Origin of the sequence: Actinoallomurus sp. CA-142502 (assembly GCF_050936355.1) — a bacterium.
GTDB lineage: Bacteria > Actinomycetota > Actinomycetes > Streptosporangiales > Streptosporangiaceae > Actinoallomurus > Actinoallomurus iriomotensis.
In genome coordinates, this window is the sequence record NZ_JBNJMY010000001.1 from 3,771,800 (window position 1) to 3,798,300 (window position 26,501).

The 26,501-nt window shown below is 70.3% G+C and carries 21 protein-coding genes; 13 read left to right on the plus strand and 8 right to left on the minus strand.

The window, feature by feature from the left end:
- Window positions 1–5 precede the first annotated feature (5 nt).
- The 3 genes from ACQEV1_RS18330 to ACQEV1_RS18340 all read left to right on the plus strand — a co-directional run bounded on the left by ACQEV1_RS18330 (window position 6) and on the right by ACQEV1_RS18340 (window position 6,887).
- A complete protein-coding gene (locus ACQEV1_RS18330) occupies window positions 6–689 on the plus strand; it encodes a TetR/AcrR family transcriptional regulator (RefSeq protein ID WP_285617139.1) in 684 nt (227 codons plus the stop codon).
- Window positions 690–1,002: 313 nt separating this feature from the next.
- Window positions 1,003–3,060, plus strand: coding sequence for an ATP-binding SpoIIE family protein phosphatase (locus tag ACQEV1_RS18335; RefSeq protein WP_285617137.1), 2,058 nt, complete (start codon window positions 1,003–1,005; stop codon window positions 3,058–3,060).
- 155 nt (window positions 3,061–3,215) lie between these two features.
- Window positions 3,216–6,887, plus strand: a complete 3,672-nt coding sequence (locus ACQEV1_RS18340; RefSeq protein WP_433394824.1) for a DUF6531 domain-containing protein — start codon at window positions 3,216–3,218, stop codon at window positions 6,885–6,887.
- Window positions 6,888–7,098: 211 nt separating this feature from the next.
- Here ACQEV1_RS18340 and ACQEV1_RS18345 read toward each other — a convergent pair whose 3' ends face one another.
- Both ACQEV1_RS18345 and ACQEV1_RS18350 read right to left on the minus strand, forming a co-directional pair.
- The gene (locus ACQEV1_RS18345; protein ID WP_433394825.1) at window positions 7,099–8,943 is read right to left on the minus strand and encodes an NAD+ synthase; all 1,845 of its coding nucleotides are present in this window, start codon (window positions 8,941–8,943) and stop codon (window positions 7,099–7,101) included.
- Between the two features lie 62 nt (window positions 8,944–9,005).
- Window positions 9,006–9,212: a hypothetical protein gene (locus ACQEV1_RS18350; RefSeq protein WP_433394826.1), complete on the minus strand. Its 207-nt coding sequence runs from the start codon at window positions 9,210–9,212 to the stop codon at window positions 9,006–9,008.
- 18 nt (window positions 9,213–9,230) lie between these two features.
- Between ACQEV1_RS18350 and ACQEV1_RS18355 the strand changes: the two genes are divergently transcribed.
- A complete protein-coding gene (locus ACQEV1_RS18355) occupies window positions 9,231–9,374 on the plus strand; it encodes a hypothetical protein (RefSeq protein ID WP_433394827.1) in 144 nt (47 codons plus the stop codon).
- Between the two features lie 14 nt (window positions 9,375–9,388).
- Here ACQEV1_RS18355 and ACQEV1_RS18360 read toward each other — a convergent pair whose 3' ends face one another.
- Window positions 9,389–10,660 (minus strand): MFS transporter, encoded by a 1,272-nt coding sequence (locus tag ACQEV1_RS18360; RefSeq protein WP_433394828.1) that lies wholly within the window; start codon window positions 10,658–10,660, stop codon window positions 9,389–9,391.
- 55 nt (window positions 10,661–10,715) lie between these two features.
- Entirely contained in the window at window positions 10,716–11,951 is a 1,236-nt protein-coding gene (locus ACQEV1_RS18365; RefSeq protein WP_433394829.1) for an MDR family MFS transporter, read from the minus strand.
- 162 nt (window positions 11,952–12,113) lie between these two features.
- On the opposite strand from ACQEV1_RS18365, the gene ACQEV1_RS18370 reads away from it, so the two are divergent.
- The 6 genes from ACQEV1_RS18370 to ACQEV1_RS18395 all read left to right on the plus strand — a co-directional run bounded on the left by ACQEV1_RS18370 (window position 12,114) and on the right by ACQEV1_RS18395 (window position 18,473).
- Entirely contained in the window at window positions 12,114–12,920 is an 807-nt protein-coding gene (locus ACQEV1_RS18370; protein ID WP_285617130.1) for an ABC transporter substrate-binding protein, read from the plus strand.
- 102 nt (window positions 12,921–13,022) lie between these two features.
- Window positions 13,023–14,552 carry a penicillin-binding transpeptidase domain-containing protein gene (locus ACQEV1_RS18375; RefSeq protein WP_285617129.1) on the plus strand — a complete coding sequence of 510 codons (1,530 nt, stop codon included), beginning with the start codon at window positions 13,023–13,025 and terminating at the stop codon, window positions 14,550–14,552.
- Window positions 14,553–14,626: 74 nt separating this feature from the next.
- On the plus strand, window positions 14,627–15,433 hold the full coding sequence (locus tag ACQEV1_RS18380; RefSeq protein ID WP_285617127.1) for a substrate-binding periplasmic protein: 807 nt from the start codon (window positions 14,627–14,629) through the stop codon (window positions 15,431–15,433).
- Window positions 15,403–16,257 (plus strand): amino acid ABC transporter permease, encoded by an 855-nt coding sequence (locus ACQEV1_RS18385; protein ID WP_285617126.1) that lies wholly within the window; start codon window positions 15,403–15,405, stop codon window positions 16,255–16,257. The genes ACQEV1_RS18380 and ACQEV1_RS18385 overlap by 31 nt, the downstream gene beginning before the upstream one ends.
- Entirely contained in the window at window positions 16,254–17,015 is a 762-nt protein-coding gene (locus ACQEV1_RS18390; RefSeq protein WP_285566946.1) for an amino acid ABC transporter ATP-binding protein, read from the plus strand. The genes ACQEV1_RS18385 and ACQEV1_RS18390 overlap by 4 nt, the downstream gene beginning before the upstream one ends.
- A gap of 96 nt (window positions 17,016–17,111) precedes the next feature.
- Window positions 17,112–18,473, plus strand: coding sequence for a glutamine synthetase family protein (locus tag ACQEV1_RS18395; RefSeq protein WP_285617125.1), 1,362 nt, complete (start codon window positions 17,112–17,114; stop codon window positions 18,471–18,473).
- Here the strand turns inward: ACQEV1_RS18395 and ACQEV1_RS18400 are convergent.
- The gene (locus tag ACQEV1_RS18400; protein ID WP_433394830.1) at window positions 18,455–19,318 is read right to left on the minus strand and encodes a tyrosine-type recombinase/integrase; all 864 of its coding nucleotides are present in this window, start codon (window positions 19,316–19,318) and stop codon (window positions 18,455–18,457) included. The genes ACQEV1_RS18395 and ACQEV1_RS18400 overlap by 19 nt on opposite strands.
- Before the next feature lie 428 nt (window positions 19,319–19,746).
- Here ACQEV1_RS18400 and ACQEV1_RS18405 point away from each other — a divergent pair, with 428 nt between their 5' ends.
- The gene (locus tag ACQEV1_RS18405; protein WP_433394831.1) at window positions 19,747–20,928 is read left to right on the plus strand and encodes a hypothetical protein; all 1,182 of its coding nucleotides are present in this window, start codon (window positions 19,747–19,749) and stop codon (window positions 20,926–20,928) included.
- Between the two features lie 185 nt (window positions 20,929–21,113).
- Entirely contained in the window at window positions 21,114–21,584 is a 471-nt protein-coding gene (locus ACQEV1_RS18410) for a hypothetical protein (protein ID WP_285617122.1), read from the plus strand.
- Window positions 21,585–22,314: 730 nt separating this feature from the next.
- Here the strand turns inward: ACQEV1_RS18410 and ACQEV1_RS18415 are convergent.
- Together ACQEV1_RS18415 and ACQEV1_RS18420 are read right to left on the minus strand one after the other, a co-directional pair.
- The gene (locus tag ACQEV1_RS18415) at window positions 22,315–23,298 is read right to left on the minus strand and encodes a hypothetical protein (protein WP_433394832.1); all 984 of its coding nucleotides are present in this window, start codon (window positions 23,296–23,298) and stop codon (window positions 22,315–22,317) included.
- Window positions 23,299–23,310: 12 nt separating this feature from the next.
- The gene (locus ACQEV1_RS18420; protein ID WP_285617118.1) at window positions 23,311–23,880 is read right to left on the minus strand and encodes a TetR/AcrR family transcriptional regulator; all 570 of its coding nucleotides are present in this window, start codon (window positions 23,878–23,880) and stop codon (window positions 23,311–23,313) included.
- Between the two features lie 125 nt (window positions 23,881–24,005).
- Between ACQEV1_RS18420 and ACQEV1_RS18425 the strand changes: the two genes are divergently transcribed.
- Window positions 24,006–25,586, plus strand: coding sequence for an MDR family MFS transporter (locus tag ACQEV1_RS18425; protein ID WP_433394833.1), 1,581 nt, complete (start codon window positions 24,006–24,008; stop codon window positions 25,584–25,586).
- Window positions 25,587–25,657: 71 nt separating this feature from the next.
- Here ACQEV1_RS18425 and ACQEV1_RS18430 read toward each other — a convergent pair whose 3' ends face one another.
- Window positions 25,658–26,458 (minus strand): nuclear transport factor 2 family protein, encoded by an 801-nt coding sequence (locus tag ACQEV1_RS18430; RefSeq protein ID WP_433394834.1) that lies wholly within the window; start codon window positions 26,456–26,458, stop codon window positions 25,658–25,660.
- Window positions 26,459–26,501 lie beyond the last annotated feature (43 nt).

The following is a 26,501-nucleotide window of genomic DNA, read 5'->3' on the forward strand; positions in this document are numbered from 1 at the left end:
CCGCGATGAGTCAGACGCGTGAACGCCTCCCCGCTCAGGTCGCCGCGGGGTCGCCCGGCGCCGGAGGCTCCGAGGGCTCGGTGAGCTCCGGCAGACCGGCGGGGGCGGCCCGGCCACCCGGCCGCCCGCGCAGCGAGCGCGCCGACAAGGCGATCGTCGAGGCGACGGTGGACCTCCTCGCCGAGGAGGGCGGCGTGGCGGGGGTCTCCATCGAGGCCGTCGCCGCCCGCGCCGGGGTGGGCAAGACGACGATCTACCGGCGCTGGCCGAACAAGGAGGCGCTGATCATCGACGCGCTGGCCGCGCTGAAGGAGCCGTTCCCGGCTCCCGTCGGCGCGTCGGTCCGCGAGGATCTGATCGCCATCGCGCAGGCCTTCGTGTCGAACAAGACGGACAAGAAGCGCCTCGACTGCTACTGGAGCATCATGGGCGGCGCCGAGCGGTATCCGGAGCTGATGGCCCGGTTCACCCGCGAGGTCATCGAGCCCCGGCGCGACGTGATCCGCACGGTGCTGCGGCGTGGGGTGACGGCGGGGGAGCTCCGGCCGGACCTGGACGTCGAGACCGCGCTCTGGCTCATCATGGGCGCCCTGGCCCAGCGCGCCCGCGCGTTCGGCGCGGGTCCGGTGCCGGATGACTTCGCCGCCCGGGTGGTCGACGCCCTGATGACGGGAATCGCCGCGCGCTGAGCCCCGGCCCGTACGGCGGCGGCAGGGCGTCCACCGGCAGGCCGGGCCGCCGCTTCCTCACGCCGGAGGACGCTGTTCCGTGTTCATCCGCCTGCGAGTGGTGATACGGGTAGGGCGATCCGGTGAACGGTGCGGCTCGCCGATGCGTGTGACGGGACATTCGGATGTGTGATCAACTGGTGAGCATGCTCTCGCAGTCTGCAGTCGACAATTGCGATTTGTCTCGTATTTAGCGGCCAACTCGACATACTTGACCCACAGCAAGGGTGCGCGGCGGCGCCGAACAGCGGGACAACGGAAGGGTTCGTCAGCCATGGCCGATTCTTCGGCGAGAACGCTCGTGCTCGGCATCGGCCGTTCCGGTGAGATCCTGCAGTGCGGCCAGAACGCCCCCGGCGTCGTCGGCCGCGCCCCGGAGGACATCGTGGGCACCGACGCGGCCGGCCTGTTCTCCACCGACGCCAAGGAGACCCTCACCGGCCTGCTCGACGCCCTCGGCGCCGGCCAGGAGCGCACCGCGGTCCTCAGCGTCCTCGACGACGGCGACCCCCGCGACGCCGTGGTCACGGTCGTGCCGATGCACGGGCGCGACGGCGACTCCGGCCTGATGATGATCCGGGTCGCGGTGACGGACCTGGAACGCTTCACCGACCCGGCGCTGATGCGCTGGGCGCTGCTGGAGGACGCGCTGCCGCGCATCAGCGCGATGCTCGATCTCGAGCAGATGGCGCAGGAGCTCGCCGGCGTGATCGTCCCGCACTTCTGCAACTCCGCCGGCGTGCTCATCCGCGAGAGCATCATGGGCGCCGACGAGGTCCCCTCCTTCTCCCCGGAGGGCACGGCCATCCTGCACCGGCTGGCCGTCGCCGCCGACAACGACTTCCCCAGCTGGAGCGCGGCCTTCCCCGCCGGTGAGGTCCTCGCCTACCCGCCCGGCACGCCGTACGTCCGCTGCATGGCCACCAGCGCGCCCGTCCTCGAACCGCACCTCGACACCAAGGCCGCGCGCGCGATCGCGCGGGCCTGGCGGCGGCCTCCCGTCGGCCGGCTCCTCGACGGCGTCTCCATGGTCCTGCTGCCCCTCATCGCCCGGGGCACGACGCTCGGGTTCATCGTCTGCACCCGCAGCGACGCGCACCGCCCCTTCGACGCGTACGACGTCGAGATCGGCATGGAGTTCGCGGCCCGCGCCGCCCTCTACATCGACAACGCGCGCCGCTACAGCCGGGAGCGCGCCACCGCGCTCACGCTCCAGCGCAGCATGCTCCCCACCGGGCTCACCGCGCCGTCCAGCGTCGAGATCCGCCACCGCTACCTGCCGGGCAACCAGCTGATCGAGGTCGGCGGCGACTGGTACGAGGCCATCGCGCTCCCCGGCGGGCGCGTCGCCCTCATCGTCGGCGACGTCGCCGGGCACGGTGTCCGCGCCGCCGTCACCATGGGCCGGCTGCGCACCGCGCTGCAGACGATCGTCAACCTGGAGCTGTCGCCGGCCGAAGGCCTCCAGCAGGTCGACGCGCTGATGCGGGGGATCGGCGAGCGCGAGCCCGCCTTCGCGACCTGCGTGTACGCCGTGTACGACGCCACGGACGGCACGTGTGAGATCGCCTCCGCCGGCCACCTGCCGCCGCTGCTGCTCCGGCCGGGCGGCACCAGCGAGTTCCTCGACGTCTCGCCCGCGCCGCCGCTCGGCGTCGGCGAGGGCATGATCGAGACCCGGAAGTTCACGATCGGCGACGGCTCCATCCTCGTCCTCTACACCGACGGGCTCGTGGAGAACCGCGGGCAGGACATCGACGACGGCCTGCTGCGGCTGCGGCGCGTGTTCGGGCCGGAGGCGCTGCTCAGCCCGCTGGAGGACCTCGCCAAGGCGACCCTCGACGGCGCGTACTCCGACCAGGAGCGCGACGACATCGCCGTGCTCATCGCCCGGCTGCGGCGGCTCCCCGAAGAGCACGTGGTCACCATGACCCTCCCGGCCCGGCCGTCGGCGGTGCGCGAGGCGCGCGGGCGAGTGCGCGGGACGCTCGGCTCGTGGGAGCTGGACGAGCTGTCCTTCACCGCCGAACTCCTGGTCTCGGAGCTGGTCACCAACGCCCTGCGGTACGCCACGGGCGACATCGGCCTGCGGATGCTGCTCGACCGCACCCTCGTACTGGAGGTACGCGACGGCTCCGACGCGCTGCCGCGCGCCCGCCAGGCGGCCGACGACGACGAGAACGGCCGGGGCCTGCAGGTGGTGCACCGGCTGGCCAAGCGCTGGGGCGCTCGCCTGGAGGGCCAGGGCAAGGTCGTCTGGTGCGAGGTGGACCTGCCGGGCGACGGCGACCGCGTCCTGGAGTCCTGGCCCGGCGAGGCGCTCCACCTCTGACCGCCACCTTCAGGATCCGGACTTCGGGAACGCGCGAGAAGGACGACTCGCGTATCGTCCGGGGACGGAACCGGGGAAACGGGTGATGGGTCGGTGGGACGAGGGTGGTTCTGGGGGCGGGCGGCAGGGCACTCGGCCGCCTAGGAGTCTTCCGCGTGGTGGGCGGCCTCCTGCGGGAGGCTCCCGCGGCGGCCTCACGAGGCGCACTCAAGGACGGCGGGCGGGCGCTGCGCACCGTCACCGACCTGGGCGACCTCCGTACGAAGGCACGGTCCTTCGCCAAACGAACGGTGACGAAGGACCCGATCGACGTGGCCACCGGCGAGGTGGTGCTCCAGCAGACCGATGTGGAGCTGGCCGGGGTGCTGCCGCTGACGCTGGTCCGCACCCACGTGTCGTCGTATCGGTCGGGCGGTCTGTTCGGGCCGACCTGGGCGTCAACGCTCGACCAGCGGCTGGAGCTCGACGGCTCGGGTGCGACCCTGGCGACCGCCGACGGCGCGATCCTCACGTACCCGGCCCTGGCGGCGGGCGAGACCGTGTCGCCGGTGGAGGGCGCACGCCTGCCGCTGTCGTCGCGGCCGGAGGGTGGATACACGGTCACCGACCCCCACGCCGGGCACACGATGCACTTCGCGTCGTCCGACGGGACGCTCACCCGGACACTGCCGCTCGTCGCCATCACCGACCGCAACGGCAACCGGATCGACCTGCGATACGACGACGAGGCGACACTCACCGAGCTCAGCCACTCGGGCGGATACCGGATCGCCGTCGACGTCGCGGACCGGCGGGTACGGGCGCTCCGGCTCCTGACCGGCGAAGGCGAGAGCACCGAACTGGTCCAGTACGCCTATGACGAGGCCGGGCACCTCGTCGCGGTCACCAACGGGTCGGGTGAGCCGCTGAGGTTCTCCTACGACGAAGCCGGACGCCTCACGGCGTGGGCCGACCGCAACGGCCACTGGTACCGCTACGGCTACGACGAACGTGGGCGCGCCGTCCGGGGCGAGGGCTCCGGCGGCCTGTTGGACACCCGGCTGACCTATGATCCGGACGGCCGGTTCACCACGGTCACCGACTCCCTCGGACACGTCACGACGTACCACCTGAACGGGGCGCACCAGGTGGTCGCCGAGGTCGACCCGCTCGGGCACCGCACCACCGCGGAGTGGGATCGTTACGACCGTCTGCTGGCACGCACGGACCCGCGCGGCCACACGACACGCTACCGGTACGACGCCGCCGGAAACGTCATCGAGATCACCCGCCCGGACGGCCGCCGCATCACCGGCCGTTATCACGACCTCGGCCTCCCGCTGGAGGTCACCGGGGCGGACGCGGAGACGATCTGGCGGCAGGAGTACGACGAGAGAGGCAATCTCGTCGCCGTGACCGACCCGCTCGGCGGCACAACGCACTGCTCCTACGACGAACGGGGACATCTGCGGGCGGTCACCGACGCCGTCGGCGCCACCACCCGGATCGAGACGAACGCCGCCGGGCTGCCGGTCCGGATCGTCGATCCGGCCGGCGGTGAGGTCCAGTATGAGCGCGACGCGTTCGGCCGGGTCACGGCCATGACGGACCCGGTGGGCGGAGTGAGCCGGTACGGCTGGACGATCGAGGGTCGTCCCGCCTGGCGGACCCTGCCCGGCGGGACCGCCGAACGCTGGGTGTACGACGGAGAGGGCAACCCGACCGCGCACACCGATGGCGCGGGCGGGGTCACGCGTTCGGAGTACACCCACTTCGACCTGCTCGCGGCCCGTACCGGACCGGACGGCAACCGCCTGGAGTTCGGCTACGACACCGAGGCTCGTCTCGTGTCCGTGACGACGTCCGGCGGCCTGGTCTGGCGCTACGAGTACGACGCGGCCGGGCGCCTGGTACGGGAGATCGACTTCAACGGCCGGCGGCTGGGCTACGAGTACGACGCGACCGGCCGGTTGATCGCGCGCACCGACGGCGCCGGGCGTACCACCCGTCTCACCAGAGACCCGCTCGGCCGGATCACCGCACAGGTCACCGACGGTCAGGTGATCGCGTTCTCCTACGACCCGGCGGGCCGCCTCGTCCACGCGCGCGCCCCCGGCTCCGAGGTCGCCTTCGAACGCGACCGGCTCGGCCGGGTGCTCGCGGAGACGTGCGACGGCGCCACGGTCCACAGTGTCTACGACCCGCTCGGCCGGCGGGTGCTGCGGCGTACGCCGACCGGAGCCGAGTCGCACTGGGCCTACGACGCGGCGAGCAGGCCGGTCGCCCTGCGCACGGCGGGACGGACCCTCGGCTTCGACCATGACGCGGCCGGACGGGAGGTCGAGCGCCGGATCGGGCCCGAGGTCGCTCTCACGCAGCAGTGGAGCGCCGACCACCGGCTCGCGGCGCAGTCGTTGTGGGGGACGCCGGTGGAGGGATCCGGCGCCCGACGCCTGCAGCACCGCACCTACCGCTACCGGGGCGACGGGCACCCCACCGGCGTTACCGACCTGCTGTCCGGTACGCGCGAGTTCGACCTCGACCCGGGCGGTCGCGTCACCGCCGTCCGGGCCGACGGGTGGACCGAACGGTACGCCTACGACGCGGCCGGGAACCTCACCGACGCTGTCTGGCCGGCGTCGCCTGGCGACGGCGCGTACGACGCGGTCGGTGAGCGCGACCACACCGCCACCCTGCTCCGGCGGGCCGGAAGGACGCACTACGAGTACGACCCGCAGGGCCGGGTGGTGCGGCGGCGCCGACGGACCCTGTCCGGGAAGGTCCTGACCTGGACCTATGAGTGGGGCGACGGCGACCGGCTCGTGTCGGTGACGACACCCGCCGGACAGCGGTGGAACTACCGCTACGACCCGCTCGGACGGCGGGTCGCCAAGGAGTGCACCGGCCCGGCCGGCGTCGTCGAGCGGACCGACTTCCGGTGGGACGGTCCCGTCCTCATCGAGGAGACGCGCACCGTCCATCGGCGCACCGGCACCGTGACACGGACGCTCACCTGGAACCACCGGCCCGGCACGTTCGAGCCCCTGACCCAGGCCGAGCGGGTACCGGCACGCGAGCGGTCCGACGGCTGGGTGGACGAGCGTTTCCACGCCATCGTCACCGACCTCGCCGGGTCGCCCGCGGAACTCATCGACACGGCCGGTGACCTGGTCCGGATGCCTGCGACGAACCTCTGGGGCGCCGGCCTGGGCGGCGACGCCGTGGCCGGCCCGTGCCCCCTGCGCTTCCCGGGCCAGTACCACGACGCTGAGACCGGCCTGGACTACAACCACCGGCGCTACTACGACGCCGCGGTCGGCCGTTACCACAGCACCGACCCGCTCGGCATCACGCCGCAACCCAACCCGCACGCCTATGTCCACAACCCGACCGCGGCGGCCGACCCGCTCGGCCTGGCGCCATACCCGCTGTGGGAGAACAACCGGAGCCTGCGGGAGCAGAAGTGCGAGGTGAGGGCCGCCGCGCTCTTCGGCCTCACCCCGGTGACGCTGCACGAGGGTGCGGGGGTGGCCACCCTGATGAACGCGTTGCACGGTGAGTCGGAGATCAAGTGGGCCGTCGTCCCCGGTGAACGAGAGGCTCCTGAGCTGCGGGTCATCCCCGCCGGCTTCGGTGCCAACGGCGAGCCGAGGACGGAGATGTCGCACACCGTGCTCGCCGGCGTCGGGGGGAAGGTCTACGCCGCCGGCATGGGGACGGCGCTGCCCGGCTACCCCGTGATGATCAACCGGCACAGCGGGCACTTCCTACCCGGCCCCGAGACGTTGGTCATCGGCGAGGAGGCCTTCGAGCGCGCGGGCATCGACTTCCTGTCCTACAGCTTCTGAACGGAGACGGACGAACCGGCTCCCCGGCGTCGACGAGGTGGCCCGGGTGCGGTCGCCGGCACAGGTCGAAGCCCTGCTCGCCCGTACGGATGTGACGTCCGCGCCGGCGGACCGGTGGGAGGTCCTGATCTCGCCCTGCGTCGCGGGAGGCGCCGTCGCGCGAACGCGAGAGACTCCGGACGGAGCCGGCGACCCGTCCGGGGGACGGAGTTCACTCGCCGGTCGCGGTCTGCTTCTTGCCGACCCTCGCCGGGTCGCCGGTGTTCGGGGCGGCGATCTCGCGCCAGCGGTTCGTGATGGGCAGGCGGCGGTCGCGGCCGAAGTTCTTCGGCGTGATCTTCGGGCCCGGGGGGTACTGCCGCCGCTTGTACTCCGCCGCGTCGACCAGCCGGATCACGCGCTCCACCAGCTCGCGGTCGTGGCCCGCGGCGATCAGCGCGTCATGGCCCATGTCCTTCTCGACATAGTCGTCGAGCAGGGCGTCGAGGACGTCGTACGGCGGGAGCGAGTCGGTGTCGAGCTGGCCGGGCCGCAGCTCCGCGGACGGCGGCTTGTCGATGATGTTCCGCGGGATCGGCGGCGTCGCGGAGGCGCGCACGAGCGGGGGCAGCCCCGCCGTCTGCTCGTTGCGCCACTCGCACAGCGCGAACACCGTCACCTTCGGCACGTCCTTGATCGGCCCGAACCCGCCGGCCGAGTCGCCGTAGAGCGTGGAGTAACCCGTGGCCAGCTCGCTCTTGTTGCCGGTGGTCAGCACCAGGTGGCCGTGCTCGTTGGACAGGCCCATGAGGATGTTGCCGCGCACCCGGGCCTGGAGGTTCTCCGCGGCGAGGCCGGTCAGGTCCAGCTCGGCCTCGTACGCGTCGACCATGCCGCGGATCGGCACCGTACGCGCGTGGATGCCCTGCCGTTTGACGAGCTCCTCCGCGTCGGTGATGGAGTGGTCGCTGGAGTAGCGGCTCGGCATCAGGACCGCGTGCACGTTGTCGGGACCGATGGCGTCGGCGGCGATCGTGGCGACCAGCGCCGAGTCGATGCCGCCGGACAGCCCGAGGATGACCGAGCGGAAGCCGTTCTTGCGCACGTAGTCGCGCACGCCCAGCACCAGCGCGCCGTACACCTCGCCCAGGTCGCCGAGCGGCTCGGCGCAGGGCGGGGTCTCCGGCGCGTACGGCGGGACCGGCGTGGACGACAGCAACACCCGCTCGATCGTGATGGTGGTGCCGTCGTGCGCGTCGGCCGGCGTCTCGCCCGGCTCGAACTCCGCCGGCGCGTCCGGCAGCTCCACGTCGGCCACCAGCAGGTCCTCGGCGAACTGCGGGCCGCGGGCGAGCAGTTCGCCCGTGCCGGACACCACGATCGAGTCGCCGTCGAAGACCAGCTCGTCCTGTCCGCCGACGAGGTTGACGTAGGCCAGCGCGCAGCCGGCCTCCCGCGCCCGCCGCGCGCACAGCTCCAGGCGCACGTCGTCCTTGTTGCGCTCGTACGGCGAGGCGTTCGGCACGACGAGCAGCTGCGCCCCGGCCTCACGGGTCACCGCGACCGGCCCGCCGTCCTGCCAGAGGTCCTCGCAGACGGCGACGGCGACGTCGACGCCGTGCAGGCGGAGGACCGGCAGCCGGTCGCCGCGCATGAAGTAGCGGTATTCGTCGAAGACGCCGTAGTTCGGCAGATGGTGCTTTGCCGTACGGACCGCGACGCGGCCCTCGTACAGGACCGCGGCGGCGTCGAGCGGCGCCCCGGCCGGCTGCCCGACCCGATCCACCACGTCCGCGCGCCGGTCGAGGTACCCGGTCACCACCGGGATCGAGCCGAGCCCCTCGTCGGCGAGCCGTTTCGCGGTGGCCTCGATCGTCTCGATGGAGGCGTCGACGAAGGACTTGCGCAGGACGAGATCCTCGACGGGATAGCCGGTGAGGAACATCTCGGGGAACACCACGAGATGAGCGCCACGCCCGGCCGCGCGCCGGGTCCACTCGACGATCAGGTCGGCGTTCCCGGTGAGGTCGCCGACGGTCCCGTTCACCTGTGCGAGAGCGATGCGCAACTGTGCCACGGCATCGAGCCTAAGGCGTACGGGGCGGACGCGGGGCACGTGGGCGACGCCCGGCCTCGCCGTCACCAGCCGTCGGCCGGAGCCTCGCCCTCCAGGCGCGAACGCAGTGGGGCGGCGAACTCCTCGGCACGGGCCGGCTGGACGCGAAGCCGGTCGACCTGCTCGGCGGCGAGCCGCTCGTAGGCGCGGAAGCCGCCCCGCGATCGGGCGGAGGGGCCGATCACGCCGGCGACCCGGGCCAGATCGTCATCGACCTGTCCGACGCCCACGTCTGGGACGCCTCCTCCGTGGCGGCTCTGGACGCCGTCGAGACCAAGTACGCCCAGCGCGGCAGGACCGTCAAGATCATCGGCCTGAACCGGCCCAGCGCCCACATCCACGGCAGACTCAGCGGCGAACTCACCGCCGGTCACCGACCCGCCGCCGGGTGAGCAGGGTCGGCCGGTCAGCTTCGGGGGGCGGCGCAGACCGGGTCCGGGGGCGGGGCGGTCGGCGACGGGAGGGTGCGGACCTCCGGGATCAGCAGCGGGAAGAGGGCCACGAGGACCTGGAGCACTCCCGCCGTCCACAGTGTCGCGTGCAGGCCCAGCCGGCCCGCGATCGGCGCCACCAGTACGAGGCCGAGTGGCTGGCAGGCGACCGCGCCCGCCCACTCGTACGCGCTCACCCGGGACAGTGTCGTGGCCGGGATGTGCTGCTGGAGCGTCGTCTCCCACAGCGTGTTGAACAGCATCATCACCAGGCCGCCGAAGAACGCCGCCGCGGCGACGACGCCCACCGTGAGGCCGGCCGCCAGGGTCAGGGTCGGGCAGGCGAACGCCACCATCACGATGAGCGCCGACCGCAACGGGAACCGCGGCCGTACGCACAGGGCGACGATGCTGCCGCCCAGGCAGCCGATGCCGAAGGTCGCCGAGATGACCGCCCACGCGCCGGCGCCCCCGAACGAGCGCGCGCTGACCGCCGGGCCGAGCACGGAGAAGCCGGCGTACAGCAGGTTCATCACCGAGGCCGCCAGGATGATGCTCCACACCCACCGCCGCGACCGGAACTCCCGCCACCCGTCGGCCAGGTCGCGTCCGAAGCGGCAGCGGCGCAGGCGGACGTCGTACCGCAGCCGGAGCCGGGACAGGCACGCGGCGCTGGCCGCGAAGGTGACCGCGTCGACGCCGATGGCCCAGCCGGGGCCCACCGCGACGACGAGCACGCCCGCGACCGCCGGGCCGGCGACGAGTGAGCCGGACAGGGCCAGTACGCGCAGCGCGTTGGCGGCCTGGCGCTGCTCGGGCGTCGTGGTGGCCTGGATGAGGCCGGGCACGGCGGGCATGAACATCGCCGCCGCGAAGCCGTGCACCACCTCCAGCACGAGCAGGTGCCAGACGCGGGCCGCGCCGGTGATCAGCAGAGCCGCCATGACGCCCTGGCTGACGGTGCGCAGCAGGTCCGAGCCCAGCATGAGCACGTTGCGGGGGAGCCAGTCGGCGATCACGCCGCCGACGAGCATCAACAGCACCTGCGAGGCGGTGCCGGCCGCCAGGACGAAGCCGAGGTCGGTCACGTGGCCGGTGAGGCCCAGAACGGCGAAGGCGAGGGCCGGCGCGACCATGCCGTCGCCGAGCATCGACGCGCACTGGCCCAGAAAGAACCAGCGGAAGTTCCGCTCGCGCAGAACTCTCAACCCGCTCGCCGCTTCGGCCGAGCTTGATGCTTGCACCATTCGGCTCGCGTGCCGTTTCTTCGGGTATCAACTTCCGAAGTTAGACATTTAGCGGTTAAACGGTCAAGCCTTCCCTTCTTCCGCGTACGGCGGGGGCCAGCGCCAGGGCGCCCGCGCCGGACACCGCGCACAGGGCCGCGCAGGTCACCCACGGCAGCCACGTGCCGTGCCCGAGAAGCCAGCTGCCGCCGAGCGGGCCGAGCAGCGCCGCGACCGAGAACGCCGTGCCGTACAGCCCGCCGTAACGTCCGCGCAGGTGGGGTGGTGCGAGATCGGCGATGATCGCCGAGGACACGGCGGCGAACAGCACCTCGCCCAGCGTCCACACCAGCACCGTCGCGGCGAACATCGTCGTCGAGCCGGCCAGCGCGGTCAGCCCGAACCCCAGCCCGACCGTGCCCATGCCCGCCGCCAGCACCCGGCTGGCGTCGCGGCGGGCCAGCCAGGCCACGGTCAGCGGCTGGACGATCACGATGCCGACGCCGTTGACCGCCATGGCCAGGCCGTACGCCTGCGGCGGCAGCCCCGCGTGCCGCATCGCGAGCGGCAGCGTGGAGTAGGCCTGGAGATAGACGAAGGCGTAGCCGAACACGATCAGCACCGAGGCGACCGCCACCCGGTCGCGCAGCACGTCGCCGAACCCGCCCGGCTCACGGTCGGCGCGCCGCATCCGCGTCTCGGGCACCGCGCGCCAGACCAGCACGGCGAACACCGCACAGGTGACGGCGTCGATCCAGAACAGCCAGGAGAAGCCCGCGCGCGACAGCGTGCCGCCGAACACCATGGCGACCGCGAACCCCAGGTTGATCGCCCAGAACAGCAGCCCGTACGCGCGTGGCCGGTGGGCGGGCGGGACCAGGTCGGCGACCAGCGCCTGTGAGGCCGGGCGGTAGATGTCGATGGCGATGCCGAGCACGAACACGACGGCGACGACCATCGGCGTCGCCGTGACGTAACCGAGCGCCAGCATGGCCGCCGCGGTCGCCAGCATGCCGCCGCTCAGCGTCGCGCGCCGGCCGACGCGGTCGGCCAGCACGCCGCCCAGCGTCTGGGAGAACACCGAGCCCAGCCCGAACAGGGCGAGCACGGCGCCGGTCGCGGTGACGGAGAACCCGCGCACGCCGGTGAGGTAGAAGGCCAGGAACGGCTCGACCATCGTGCCCAGCCGGTTGACGAACGAGCCCGCCCACAGCGCCCAGAACGCCCGGGGCAGGCCGCCGACACGCGTGTGGAGAAACGGGGGGAGCCGGGGCCGGACGGGAGCGGGGAGCTGTTCGCCGACGGAGGTCATGGAGGGAATCGTCGCCGACGGGTACGACATTTTGCGAGCGCTTTTCCGCCGCTTGGCGCGCGGACGCCTTTACTGGCGGTCACGGCACGCAACTGGTTGACTCGCCTCGGTGACCGGGTGTCCCCTGCCCGCCGCCGAAGATCCGAACCCCTCGGAGGCACCGTGCACCCCATCGCTCCGTCACGGCCGCCCGCCCTCCTGGCGATCGCGGCGCTGTTACTCACCGCGTGCGGCGCCGGTGCCGGCGGCGCGACCGTCCAGGGAGTACGCCTCATCGGCAGCGGGCTGCTCACGACCTGCACCCACCTGCCGTACGCCCCGTTCCAGTTCGACCGGCGCGGCACCGTCGTCGGCTTCGACGTCGACCTCATGGATCTCGTGGCGCGGCGGCTCGGTGTCCGCCAGAAGATCGTCGACACCGACTTCACCGCGATCACCTCCGGCAGGGTGTTCGCCGCGGGGGAGTGCGACGTCGCCGCGGCCGGCATGACCATCAACGGGCGCCGCGCCGCCAAGGTGGACTTCTCCCGTCCCTACTTCGACTCCGGCCAGGTGCTGATGGCCCGCCGGCGGCCCCGCGTCCGGCCCGACGACATCGCCCGGGACCGCCTGCGGGTCGGCGTGGTCACCGGCACCACCGGTCAGGAGTACGCGCGGGCGCGCGGGTGGGCGCCCAAGGCGTACGAGAACTCCGTCACCGAACTCGGCGCGCTGCGCACGGGCCAGGTCGACGTGCTCGTCCAGGACGACCCGGTGGTGCGCTACTGGCTGACCGACCCGGACAACGCCGACTTCACCATCGTCGCGGGCGCGCGCACGCGTGAGAGATACGGCTTCGCCGTCCGCCGCGGACGCGACCCCGGCCTGCTGCGCCTGATCGACCAGGTCATCGCCCGCAGCCGCGACAACGGCGACTACCGCCGCATCTACGAGAAGTGGATGGGGCCGATGCCGCCCGACGCCGGCTGACCCGCCGCGCGCGCGAGCCCGGCCGACCGGAACAGGTCACGCCTCTCGCCCGCACCGGCGCCGAGTGCTCGACTGGGTGCGGTCGTAGGGGGAGGCGGTGACATGCGCACGGCGGTCGTCCTGTCCGGGGGCGTCATGGTGCTGGTCCTGGCGGTCGCCGTGTCCTGCGTCGCGCTGCGCTCGCCGGGCCGCCCGGCCGCGCCCGGGACCGTCGCGACCGACTACTTCAGCGCCTGGGCGCGGGGCGACGTGACCGCGATGCGCCGCCTCGTCGACGACCCGCCCGCCGACTTCGCCGACCGGCACCGCGCGCTGTCCCACGACCTGCGCGTCGTTCGGATCGAACTCGTGCCCGGCCGGCTCGTACGGGCCGGCGACACCGCGACCGAGGACTTCGCGGTGACCCGCGTGCTGTCCGGCGCCGGAGTCTGGAGCTTCCACGCCGTGCTGCGGCTGGCGCGGCGGCGCGGACGTTGGCGGGTCCGCTGGTCGCCCGCGACCCTGTACCCCTCGCTCGCCGAGGGCGGGCGGCTCGTGCTCATCCGGCTCGGCGCGGCGCCCTCCTCGCCGGTCGCCGCCGACGGCAGAGGGCTGCCGGCCGGCAGCGGCGTCCAGCCCTACCTCGCCGACGTCGCGGACAGGTTCGGCGACCCCGATGCCGAGGACGACCCCGGCTGGGCGGTCGAGCTGGACAACCCCGGCCGCTCCGCGCAGCGGGTCAAGGTCTTTTCCGGCCGCGCGCCCAAGCGCGTGCGCACCACGCTCGACCGGCGATCACAGGCGGCGGCCGACCGCGCCGTGGGGTCGGCGGACGCGGCGCTCGTCGCCGTACGGCCCTCGACGGGCGAGATCCTCGCGATCGCCGACCGGCTCCCGGAGCCCAAGGGCGCCTTCCAGTCGATGAGCCCGCCCGGCTCCGCGTTCAAGGTCGTCACCGCCGCCGCCGCTCTTTCGAGCGGGATGTCGCCGGGGTCACGCGTCGGCTGCCCGGCGGTCACCGTGGCGGCCCAGCGCACGATCCACAACGACCGCGACTTCGACCTCGGAACCGTGCCGCTCGCCCGCGCCTTCGCCGAGTCCTGCAACACGACGTTCGCCCGGCTCGGCGTCGCGGCGGGCGGGCGCCGGCTGGCGGCGACGGCGTCCGCCTTCGGCTTCGGCGCCCACTTCGACCCCGGCGTGACGGCCTACTCCGGCGACGTCCCGGGCGACGCCGAGGGCAACGCGCTCGCCGAGGCGTCGATCGGCCAGGGCAAGGTCCAGGCCACCACCATCGCCATGGCGGTCGTGGCCGCCGCGGTGGCCGACGGCACCTACCGGTCCCCGCGGCTGGTCGCCGCGCACCTGCTCGGCCGGCTCCCGGCCAGACGGCTCCCCGCCACGGTCACCGCCGGGCTCCGCTCGATGATGGGCGACGTCGTGCGGTACGGGACGGCCGCGGGCGCCCGCCTGCCCGCCGGGACGCACGGCAAGACGGGCAGCGCCGAGTACGACTCCGCCGGTCACACGGACGCCTGGTTCATCGGATACCGGGGCGATCTGGCGTTCGCCGTCTTCGTCGAGCACGGGGGAGAAGGCGGAAAGGTCGCCGCGCCGATCGCCGCCCGATTCCTCGCCGTGGCCAGGTCGTGACTGAGTCGTCCCTCCTGGTAGCTGCAGATATGACATAGTCTCGGGCATTGCTTTGCAGCGAACCTGGAGGAATTGTGCCCATACGTCGCCGGTTGGCCGTCGCAGCCGGGCTCTGCGCGACCGCCCTCGTCGTCACCGCCTGTGGCAGCGGAGACAAGGGGGTGACGGTCCAGGGCGCCAAACTCGTGAAGAAAGGCGCCATCACGACCTGCACCCACATGCCGTACCCGCCGTTCCAGTCCCCCCAGGGCGGCAAGGTCGTGGGCTTCGACGTCGATCTGATCGACCTGGTGGCCAAGAAACTCGGCGTCACCCAGAAGATCATTGACACGCCCTTTGAGACGATCAAAACGGGTTCGGCGCTGAACGCGGGCAAGTGCGACGTCGCCGCCGCGGGAATGACGATCACCGCCGACCGCGCGAAGTTCATCGACTACTCCAAGCCCTACTTCGACGCCACCCAGGCCGTGATGACCAGGAAGGGCATCACGTACGCCTCAGTCGAGGACCTGAAGGCCAAGAAGATCAAGATCGGTGCTCAGGCGCAGACCACCAGCGAGGAGTTCCTCCAGGGCAAGGGCGTCGACCCCAAGTCCTACAAGGACGCCGAGAGCCTGCTCAACGGCCTGCGCAGCGCCCAGGTCGACGCGATCATGGCGGACTACCCGGTCGTGCAGGGCTGGCTCAAGGACCCGGCCAACGCCAAGTTCGGCCTCGCGGCCAACATCCACACCGGCGAACAGCTCGGCTACGCGGTCCGCAAGGGCCACAACCCCAAGCTGCTGGCGATCATCAACCAGGTGATCGACCAGGCCAAGCAGGACGGCACGTACAAGAAGATCTACGAGAAGTGGATCGGTCCGCTCCCGGCGGGCAGCTGAGCGTGGCGACGGCACAGGAAGCGGCGCCGCGCCTGACGCGGCGCCGCCGCCGGCAACTCGTGCTCGGCGGCGAGTACGCGATCTTCGTCGTGGTGGTCGTCGCCCTGGTCGCATCGGCCGACTGGGGTCAGATCCACACGAACTTCGCCAACTGGAGCATCGCCAAGCAGCTCTTCCCCGACGTCATCACGGTCGGGCTCCGCAACACCCTGATCTACACGATCACGGGGTTCGTGCTCGGGCTCGCCGCGGGACTCGTCCTGGCGCTGATGAGGCTGTCGTCCGCCGCGCCGTACCGCTGGTTCGCCCTCGTGTACATCGAGGTGTTCCGCGGCCTGCCCGCCCTGCTGATCTTCGTGTTCGTCGGCACCGGCGTGCCGCTGGCGTTCCCCGGCACCAACCTGCCCGGCGGGGTGTACGGCCAGGCGGCGCTCGCCCTCGGGCTGGTCTCGGCCGCGTACATGGCCGAGACGATCCGGGCCGGCATCGAGGCGGTGCCCCGCGGCCAGATGGAGGCGGCGCGCACGCTCGGCATGTCGCACGGCCGCGCGATGCGGACGATCGTCGTGCCCCAGGCGCTGCGGATCGTGATCCCGCCGCTCACCAACGAGCTCGTCCTGCTGTTCAAGGACTCCTCGCTGGCGCTGTTCCTCGGCCTCACCCTGACCGAGCGCGAGCTGTCCAAGTACGCCAACGACGTGGCGAGCCAGCAGGGCAACTCCACGCCCATCATCGTCGCCGCGATCTGCTACCTGATCGTCACGATCCCGCTGAGTTACCTGGCGCGGCGTCTCGAGGCCCGGCAGAAGAAGGGACAGCGATGATCGAGGTCCGCGACCTGCACAAGTCGTTCGGCGACCTGGAGGTGCTGCGCGGCATCGACCTGGAGGTCGGCGCCGGCGAGGTCGTCTGTGTGATCGGCCCGTCCGGGTCCGGCAAGTCGACGCTCCTGCGCTGCGTGAACCTCCTGGAGCAGCCGACCTCGGGCACGGTCGTCGTCGACGGCGTCGAGCTGACCGACCCCGAGTGCGACATCGACGCCGTACGTCGCCGCATCGGCATGGTCTTCCAGCAGTTCAACCTCTTCCCGCACCTGTCGGTGCTGGCCAACGTCACCGTCGCCCAGCGCAAGGTGCTCCGCCGGTCGGCCGCCGAGGCGGAGAAGACGGCCCGCGCGAACCTCGAGCGCGTCGGGCTGGCCGACAAGGTCGACGCCTACCCGGCGCAGCTCTCCGGCGGCCAGCAGCAGCGCGTGGCGATCGCCCGCGCCCTGGCGATGGGCCCGGCCGTGATGCTCTTCGACGAGCCGACGTCCGCGCTCGACCCCGAGCTCGTCGGCGACGTCCTCGCCGTCATGCGGAGCCTCGCCGTCGAGGGGATGACCATGATGGTGGTCACCCACGAGATGAGCTTCGCCCGCGAGGTCGCCGACCGCGTCGTGTTCATGGACGGCGGCGTGATCGTGGAGGAGGGCCCGGCCGCGGAGGTCATCGGCGCGCCCGTGAACGAGCGGACCCGTACGTTCCTGTCCCGTGTCCTCGACCCGGCGGCCGCACAGGTCGGCGAGGTGGAGGACGTCTGATCAGGCGCTGGGCAGGGCCTCGTAACGTGGGGGAAACACGGAGACGGCAGAATGTAAGTCGCCATACATGTTTCCGGGCTTACGAAGGGATCGGTTTTGGACCGTCAGCAGGAGTTCGTGCTCCGTACGCTGGAGGAGCGCGACATCCGTTTCATCCGGCTGTGGTTCACCGACGTGCTCGGGTTCCTCAAGTCGGTCGCTGTCGCGCCTGCCGAGCTCGAGCAGGCGTTCGCGGAGGGGATCGGGTTCGACGGATCCTCGATCGAGGGGTTCGCGCGGATCCACGAGTCCGACATGCTCGCCAAACCGGATCCGTCGACCTTCCAGGTGCTGCCCTGGAGGTCCGAGGCGCCGGGGACGGCGCGGATCTTCTGCGACATCCTCATGCCGGACAGCACGCCGAGCTTCGCCGACCCGCGCTACGTCCTGAAGCGCACCCTGGCCCGCGCCGCCGACCTGGGCTTCACCTTCTACACCCATCCTGAGCTGGAGTTCTACCTGCTCAAGGAGCAGGTCGCCGAGGGTGGCAGGCCGGAGCCGGTCGACTCGGGCGGCTACTTCGACCACACTCCGCACCGCGCCGCGCACGACTTCCGGCGCAGCGCGATCATGATGCTGGAGTCGATGGGCATCTCGGTGGAGTACAGCCACCACGAGGGCGGCCCCGGCCAGCAGGAGATCGACCTGCGGTACGCCGACGCGCTCACCACGGCCGACAACATCATGACGTTCCGGCTGGTGATGAAGGAGGTCGCGCTCGAACACGGCGTGTTCGCCTCCTTCATGCCCAAGCCGTTCACCGAGCAGCCGGGCTCGGGCATGCACACCCACATGTCCCTGTTCGAGGGCGACCGCAACGCCTTCTATGAACCCGGCGCGGAGTACCAGCTCTCCAAGGTCGGACGGGCGTTCATCGCGGGCGTGCTGCGGCACGCCGCCGAGCTCACCGCGGTCACCAACCAGTGGGTGAACTCCTACAAGCGGCTGTGGGGCGGCGTCGGCGCCTCCGCGGGCGCGGGCGGCGAGGCCCCGCCGTACATCTGCTGGGGCCACAACAACCGCTCCGCCCTCGTGCGCGTGCCGATGTACAAGCCGCAGAAGGGCCACGCGACGCGCATCGAGTTCCGCTCGCTGGACACGGCGTGCAACCCGTACCTCGCCTTCGCGGTCATCCTCGGCGCCGGGCTGAAGGGCATCGAGGAGGGGTACGAACTGCCCCCGGGCGCGGAGGACGACGTGTGGGCCCTGACCACCGCCGAACGCCGCGCGATGGGCATCCAGCCGCTGCCGCAGAGCCTCGATGAGGCCATCGTCGAGATGGAGCGCAGCGACCTCGTGGCCGAGGTGCTCGGCGAGCACGTGTTCGACTTCTTCCTGCGCAACAAGCGCGCGGAGTGGGAGGACTACCGCCGCCAGGTCACCGAGTACGAGCGGGACCGCTACCTCAAGGTGCTGTAAGCGCTGGTCAGCGCGCTAGCCAGGCGCATATAGCGACAAGGGCCGACGGCCACGTGACCGTCGGCCCGAACCTGCGCTAAGAGCCCTAGGCCGTCTGGCACGGAATCGATGCACTCGTACATGCCATCCACGGCCCTGCGGGTACGGCTCTCACTGCTCTGCATTAGGTGCGTGTAGACGCGGAGCGTGAAGCCGGGATCGGCGTGACCTAGGTACTGGCTGAGTGCCTTGACGTTCTCGCCAGCGTCCAGCAGTACGGAGGCGTAGAAGTGCCGTAGGGCGTGCATCCCGTGCTCTCGGGCGGACTGGTGGCGGGCGCCGGGCGCTGGGTGGGGGATGACTCCAGCCTCGACGAGGGCGGGTTTCCATATCCGAACGTTGAAGTCAGTTCGGCGAACCGCACCTTCACCGCCCATCCGAGTGAAGACAAGACGTTTGGTTACCAGCGGTCCGTCCGGTCGGAGCCAAGGTAGGGAGATCTCTACGGGCGGGTACTCGTCCATGTGATCCGTGAGCACTCGGGCAACGCGACTTGGCAGTGGTACGTCCCGTTCCTTGTTGCGCTTCGGTGCCCCGAACACCAAGTGACCATTTGCGACCTTGATCTGACAGGCGATGTGGAGCCAGCCCGAGTCAAAGTCGATCTCGTCCGCCGGAAGCCCGAAGATCTCGCCTTGTCGGAGTCCGCATCCGGCGCCAAGATCCACCATCGCGCGGTAGCGCTCAGGACACGGTGGGGGACATCGGCGTTCGAGGTGCCCCCCGGCGGTGGGGCAGGGGGGCGTGCGCAGGAGCCCGCTGACGCCGTGCTGCGAGCGATGAGGCGTCGAGGCGCACGCGATCATTGGCCCTGGACGACCTATTTGGCCACGCCAAAAACAGTCTACGGTCTCGCCGTCTCCCTTCCCGCTCGTGACGTGAGTAGCAGGTCAGGCGGTGAGGAGAGCTTGGGACGCTCTCGGCGGCCGGATCCGGTCCTGCCGTTCGCCAGAGGCCCGACATGGCAGATCGTCACAGGTCAAGCCGCCGGTGGCGGTGCCTTAGGGGACATGTGATGTATATCACTTTACCTTTTCTATAGTATAAGTTGACTGTCCCTGTAAGTATCTCCATGGATGTCGGAATCTTCCGGCAAGGGTCGCGACGGGGGTGTCGAAATCGACGGGCCTGTTTGCGGCTGTAGGCCGCGCTAAAAACGGCGCGTTCAACGAAGGGGAGTCGATTGGGTGCTTCATGGGGTAGGCGGTTCTTCGGGGCGAGTACCGCCGTACTGATGATCGCCGCGGTTATGCCGCATTCGGCACTAGCGGCGAGTGTCGAAGATCCGACGACGACAGGTCTAGTCACTCGCTCGGGTGAGCCATTGGCGCATGCGGACATCGTGGCTCAAGCGTGGCCGAATAGATCCGAGCTCGACAAAATCATTCACGAAGGCGGAAAGGTGGCTCTCCCGACCGTCGCCGTTACCAGAACCGATACCAGTGGGCATTTTAGTTTTAGACTGCCCGATGGCATCGATTCGCGATACGTCGGCGACGACGGAAAGGTCGATCTGCGAATCGTCGCATCCGACTCAAAGAACGCGGTGACGTGGCAGTACACGGCCACGCATGGAGCGAGTTCTAGCGCGGCGCGCAGTGGCCACCGTGTCTGGTCGACGGCGAAATCGGACGCAGGCGGGGACGCGCGCCCGGCCGACCTGCGCTTCGATCTGAGTCCGTCGTCGCCGCAAGCGTACGACGCCACTGACGACCCGGCCGAATGGGTGACCAACAGCGGCACGAAACTGACTCGCAGCGCTGCGTCCCATGCCCGGTCGACGGTGCTGCTGCCGCACACCTCAGTGCGGTCCAGTACGTCAAACGCCGAGCCGTGCGTACTGGAACCATCGACCCTCTATACCCAAAATCCAGAGCGATTTGCAGTTGTATCGGCATGGTCCGGCGCCAAAGGCACAGTTTACCAATCCCAGTCAGTCAGCCATACGCTCGGAATCGGAATTCAGGTCGATGGCCAGAGCGGTGCGTGGACGCAGAACGGAACGGAAAGCATAAATCTTACCCAGGGTTCCGGCGCAACCTTGCCAGGCGTCGCAGACGCGACGGTGGGGAATGAGGTCAACTATCGCTACTACAGGGGCACCCTTAACTGCGTCAACACAAGCTATGTCGAGCCAGAAAGCACGTACGCCTTCCTCAGCATCGCCGAGCGCCACGCGCACGTCTCTTACACCGCCTGCGCCGCCGCATTCCACGGCGCAACATATTGGAAGGACACCGCTAAGAACGTGACCTACGGAGCTGGGCTCGAACTTGGCTGGATGAGCCTATCGGCCCAGTCGGGCTGGACAAGCGACACTAAGATCGAATGGGTGATCACCCAGGACAGCAAGCTCTGCGGGTCCACAAGTTCGGGATGGGCGTCCTCCCCGGAGATGAACTCCGATCCCGCCTGATGATGCTGAGAACTCATGCGACTCGCCGAATCGGGGCGACGCTCTGTGCCGGCCTGGCCGTCCAACTCGCCGGAGCGGGATGCTCCGGCGGTGGCCAGGCCGGCCACGGCGCGGACGATGACGGATCCGGTGTCTCCGCGGAGGTGCCACGTTTGGTTCGCCCCGGTACCGGTGCATCTGCGGGTATGGCATTTCCGGCCAAAAGGGATCATGCCTATTCTGCGGGTCTGGGTGTCTTCTGTTTGGATGCCCCGGGCAGCGTGCGGATAGCCAGCGTTGGTCCGATCGCGACGAAGGGTGGTATCGCGGTCACCGGCTTTGCTATACGGGCGAACCCTGCGGATCAAGGCGGGCTACAGATCGCACTGGAGCCCCGGTCACTCAAGGCCCTTGGGTTCGATCCCGTTCGGCCCCAGACTGTGGACGGCACATGCGGTGCTGCCGGGACGGTTCTGGGCAGCAGCCGAGATGATTCCGGACAAAGGTCCGTGGAGCTGGCGGTCCAGCTAGTCCGGAGCGGTGATGAAACCGGTCGTATCGACGGCTTCCTTCTCACCTATCTGTCGATGGGAAAAAGCGAGAAGATCAAAATCCCGATGACCGTCATCCTGTGTGAAGAAAACGATCGGACAACGAGACAGTGCAACCATCATTAGCCGAACCATACCCATCCGGCTCGTCCACGACGAGTCACGTAACGACGGCTGGTCCGGGGGTGCCCTCTGCCAGGTGGCACGCCATCAGCCCTGACGTGTCCGCCGTGTCCCTCAATCGCCTTTGACCTAAGGAAGCATGAGGGGCGCGGGGGGGGACATCGCGCTTCAATGTGTCCTCGCACACCGAAGGGCTGAAACGGTGGGGGTGAGGTGAGTCGCCTCCGAGCCTCATAGACCGAGCGGCACCGGCCTGGCCGGAACCTGGCCGTCAATGGGTGACTAACTGTGGTCCGCCCCTTTGCACGGGGCGGGAGCACGGCACGGCCGACGCCTTTCAGGGTGTATCCGATGTATCCGATGTATCCCTAGTGCTGTGACCAGTGGAAACCTGGGATACATCAGGGATACACGCCTCTATGTTCCAGCAAGGGACGTGAACCGGCTGGAACGCAGGGGGGCGTTTGCTGGGGCCGTCTGTGGGCCGTGGAAGGGCGGCCGAGGGTGGCCGACAATGACCAATGACGACCGCTCGTATGCAGGTCAGCGGCTAGCGGGTGCATGGTGTCGCATGTAGCGGACGCGGTTGATCAGTTCCTGCGCAACAAGCGCGCGGAGTGGGAGGACTACCGCCGCCAGGTCACCGAGTACGAGCGGGACCGCTACCTCAAGGTGCTGTAAGCGCCGGCCGGGCGGCGGCGCGGGGCGCTGATCCACGGGCGGTGGACTCGTGTCACTCGTCGGGGAGGTCGTCCTCCTCGCCGCCGTGCAGGGCGTTGAGCAGCCAGACGTTGGCTCTCATCGCCTCGGCCGTGAGTTCCTCACATGCCCGGCGCGCCGCTTCCAGAGTGAGATCGCCGTCGAGGTCGGAGGGCTCGGCCGTGTCCTCCGACCTCGACCCGGCCTCCGCACGAGCGAGCAGTCCGGCATGAGCCTCGTCGCCGCCGGCCGCCCGCTGGATCCGCTCCCACTCCCGGTGTGCCTGGATCGCCCGTTCCACCGGGCGGACGTACTGTTCGACAAGCTCGATCACCGTCTCGTCGGCTCTCCCGGCCGCCTCGGCCGCGTGCGGCGTCATCTCTCTCATCCGCGTGGCGAGCCCCCACTCTTCCTCCCGAAGCGCCGTGAGCACGAGTGTCCCGTCGAAGCCCGGAGCCAGCAGTCGCTGGGCCTCCTCCACCCGCTCGCGAGCCGCCCGTACCCGTGACAGCCGCGCGCGTTCGGCCTCCTCGAGGTCGGCGAGCGAGACGACGCGATCACGCCCCACCACGTGGGTCGTCCCTCCCCCGCAGTCGGCGACGAAACCCGCGTAGACCATGAGCAGCAGAAACGCGCACACTGCCAAGCCTGCGAGGCCTGGGAACAGCGCCCACGGGAACAGCATCGCGACAGAACCCGCCACCATGGGTTCGCGATCGCGGCGCCGATCGACCGCGTTCCAGGGCAGAAAGGTCAGCGCACCGAGCACCCCGGCAGGCCACGCCCACCACCCGCCGGTCACGTGCTCCAGCGTCCCGACCGAGACGATGACGACGCACCAGGTCAGCGCACCCGACATGACACGTTGGCGACGGAAGCGGTGGGAGCCGGGCGGTGTCCCCGGATCCGTGACGAGCAGCTCACCCGAACCGGAGCGCACGTCCGCGAGCATGGCGGCGGGAAGTGCCGGGTCGAAGACCAGGTCTCCGGCGGTGGCCACGGCTACGCGGCGAATCACCGACTCAGGACACTAGTCGGCGGCCGCCGGTCTGGGGGAGACGAGTTCCAGGGCGAGTTCGAGCCCGGCCTCGTACCTCTCGTCGTCGGTCGCGTCGGCGTCCTGGAGCATGAACGCCGAGGCGCTGACCGGGACCAGGGCGAGCCGCGACCTGAGCTGGTCGGTGAGCGAGGCGTCGGGGCTGCGCAGCATCGCGGACAGCGTGTTGAACCGGTCGTGGAGCTTCTCTCCCGGGGCGAGCTCCTGCATCGTGGTCTTGCTCTCCTGGATGAAGCGCATCATGCCCTTGGGGCGTTCGCGGGCGAGCCGGGCGTACCGGCGGACGATCTCCTGGCGCGTCTCCGGTGTCGGCGGCTGGTCCTTCGCCCAGTCGATGATCTCGTCCAGGCCGGCGATGAGGTCGTCGAAGAGGCTGACGACGATGTCCTCTTTGGTGTTGAAGTGGTAGTACAGCGCCGCCTTGGTCACGTCGAGCCGCTCGGCGATCTCGCGGAGCGAGGTCTTGTCGTAGCCGTGTTCGGCGAACAACTCGACCGCGACGGCCTGGATCCTCTCGCGGGTCCCGCTTCGTCGTTCGCCCATCGTTCTCACCCCTGGAATAAACCTACTTGCCGACCGGCTAGTACCTAGCCTACCGTACGGCAAGTAAGTTCTGCTGGCCGGTCGGCAAGTAAGCCGACCGGTCGACCTATGGGGAGAGGTTATCCATGACGGGGACGAACACAGAGGACTCCGGACCGCCGTCCGACAGAACCACGCGGTCCCTCTACATCGCGATCATCGGGCTGATGCTCGGGATGTTCCTGGCCATGCTCGACAACCTGATCGTCGGCACCGCGCTTCCGACGATCGTCGGTGAACTGGGCGGCATCAACCGCCTGTCCTGGGTCGTCACGGCGTACACCCTCGCGACCGCCGCCGCGACGCCCATCTGGGGCAAGCTCGGCGACCTGTACGGCCGCAAGGGCATGTTCATGGCGTCGATCGTGATCTTCCTGATCGGGTCGATGCTGTCGGGTCTCGCGCAGAACATCAACGAGCTCATCGGCTTCCGTGCGGTCCAGGGCCTGGGCGCCGGCGGTCTGATGGTCGGCGCGTTCGCGATCATCGGCGACCTGGTGCCGCCGCGTGAGCGTGGCCGCTTCCAGGCGATCATCGGCGGCATGATGCCGGTGGCGTTCGTCGGCGGACCGCTGCTCGGCGGCTTTCTGACCGACCACCTGAGCTGGCGCTGGGCCTTCTACGTCAACGTGCCGCTCGGCGCGGTGGCCCTGCTCGTCACCGGCCTCGGGATGCACCTGCACACGCCGCACATCAAGGCCAGGATCGACTACTTCGGCGCCCTGCTCCTGACCGTCGGGATCGTCGCGCTGACCCTGGTCGCGAGCTGGGGCGGCACGGAGTACCCGTGGGCGTCCGCGCAGGTCATCGGGCTCGCCGTCCTGAGCGTCGTCGCGCTCGCCGGGTTCGTGTTCGCCGAGCAGCGGGCGGCGGAGCCGATCCTGCCGCTGCGGCTGTTCCGCAACCGCAACTTCACGGTCGCCCAGATCCTGAGCTTCCTCGTGGGCGCCGCGATGTTCGGCGCGGTGAACTTCCTGCCGCAGTACCTGCAGGACGTCAAGGGCGCCTCCGCGACCGCCAGCGGGCTCTGGATGCTGCCGCTGATGTTCGGCATCCTCGCCGTGATGCTCACCGTCGGCCAGCTCATCATGCGCAACGGCCGCTACCGCATCTACCCGATCATCGGCGGCGCCCTGCTGACCGCCGGCATGCTCGTCATGCTCCTGCTGAAGGTGAACACCGGCATCGTCCTCGCCTCGGCGCTCACGCTCGTGGCCGGGCTCGGCATGGGCTTCATCATGCAGAACACCACGCTGATCACCCAGAACAGCGTGACCCTGCGCGACATGGGCGCGGCCAGTGGCGCGGTGACCCTGTTCCGTACGATCGGCGGCTCGCTCGGCATCGCCCTGCTCGGCTCGATCTTCACCAACCGCCTGGAGCACACCCTGACCGGACGGCTCGGTGAGAAGGCCGGCCACGCGATCGCGTCCGGCGGGACCCACGTGACCCCGGCGATCCTGTCCACCCTCCCGGAGCCGGTCCAGGAGGCGTTCAAGGCGGGCGTCACCAGCGGGCTGCACGGCACGTTGATCGGCGGCGCGATCCTCGCGTTTCTCGGCTTCGTCGTCGCCTTCCTCGTCCGCGAGGTGCCGCTGCGCGGCGGACCGGCCGCGGTCAAGGAGGCGGCCGCCACGGAGGCCGAACTCGTCGAGCCCGTCATCTGACCCCTGGTACGAGATCGCCCGGCCCCGCCGCACGCGCGGGCGCCGGGCGATGTCACGTCGCGACCGGACGTTCAGCGGCGCAGGGGGTGGCCCAGGTGGGCTTCGGCGACGGTGAGGCTGTCCTCGTAGACGGCATAACGGGTGATCACACCGTCCCGCACGGTCAGACGCAGCGCGTACCCGGCCGTGTACGGCTCGCCGGTGGCCTTCACCGTCTGGTGGATGTCGCCGAGCACGACGGCGTCCGTGCCCTCGACGAGGACGCGCGTCACCGACGTGCCGGCCTTCTCGGGGAGGTGCGCCGCGGCGATCTCGCGGAAGTGCTCGGCGACATCGGCGCGCGTCGCGCGCGGCCGGATCCAGGGAACGGCCGGATGATCGCCTGACGGCCAGTTCAGCCGCCAGTCGACGGGCTCGGCGAACAGCTCGGCGATCCGGCCGGGATCGCCTTCCCCCATCCGGCGGAGGAGTTCTTCGACCGTGGCGCGCGTAGCCGCGCCCTGGTCCGCGACGGTGAACTGGTGGTCGCACCGGATGAGCCCCTCCTCGTCCAGAACGGCGAATATCCGGCCCGTCCAGGCGACGTCACCGCCATCGGCCGGGAACATGTACGTGGTGAAGGCGACGGTGTCGTGATGGCCGGTCGCGTCGCCGGCGCTCCGGAAGACGAAGCCGGCGGATCGCACGAGTTCCTCGTGGGTCCGGGTGATCCGTGCCTCTATCGCGTCCCGTCCCCGGTGCCGTGCCGACTCGGTGACCTCGACGCCGTCTCGCGCCCACAGGCCGGCGATGAGGTCGCGGCGGGCCGCCGCGTCCGGCTCGTTCCATACGGCGACATAGCGATCGACGAACTGCTCCATGTCCAGGTTCATGGCCGGAAGTCAACCCGGGCTTCCCTGACACCTCCTGACAGTG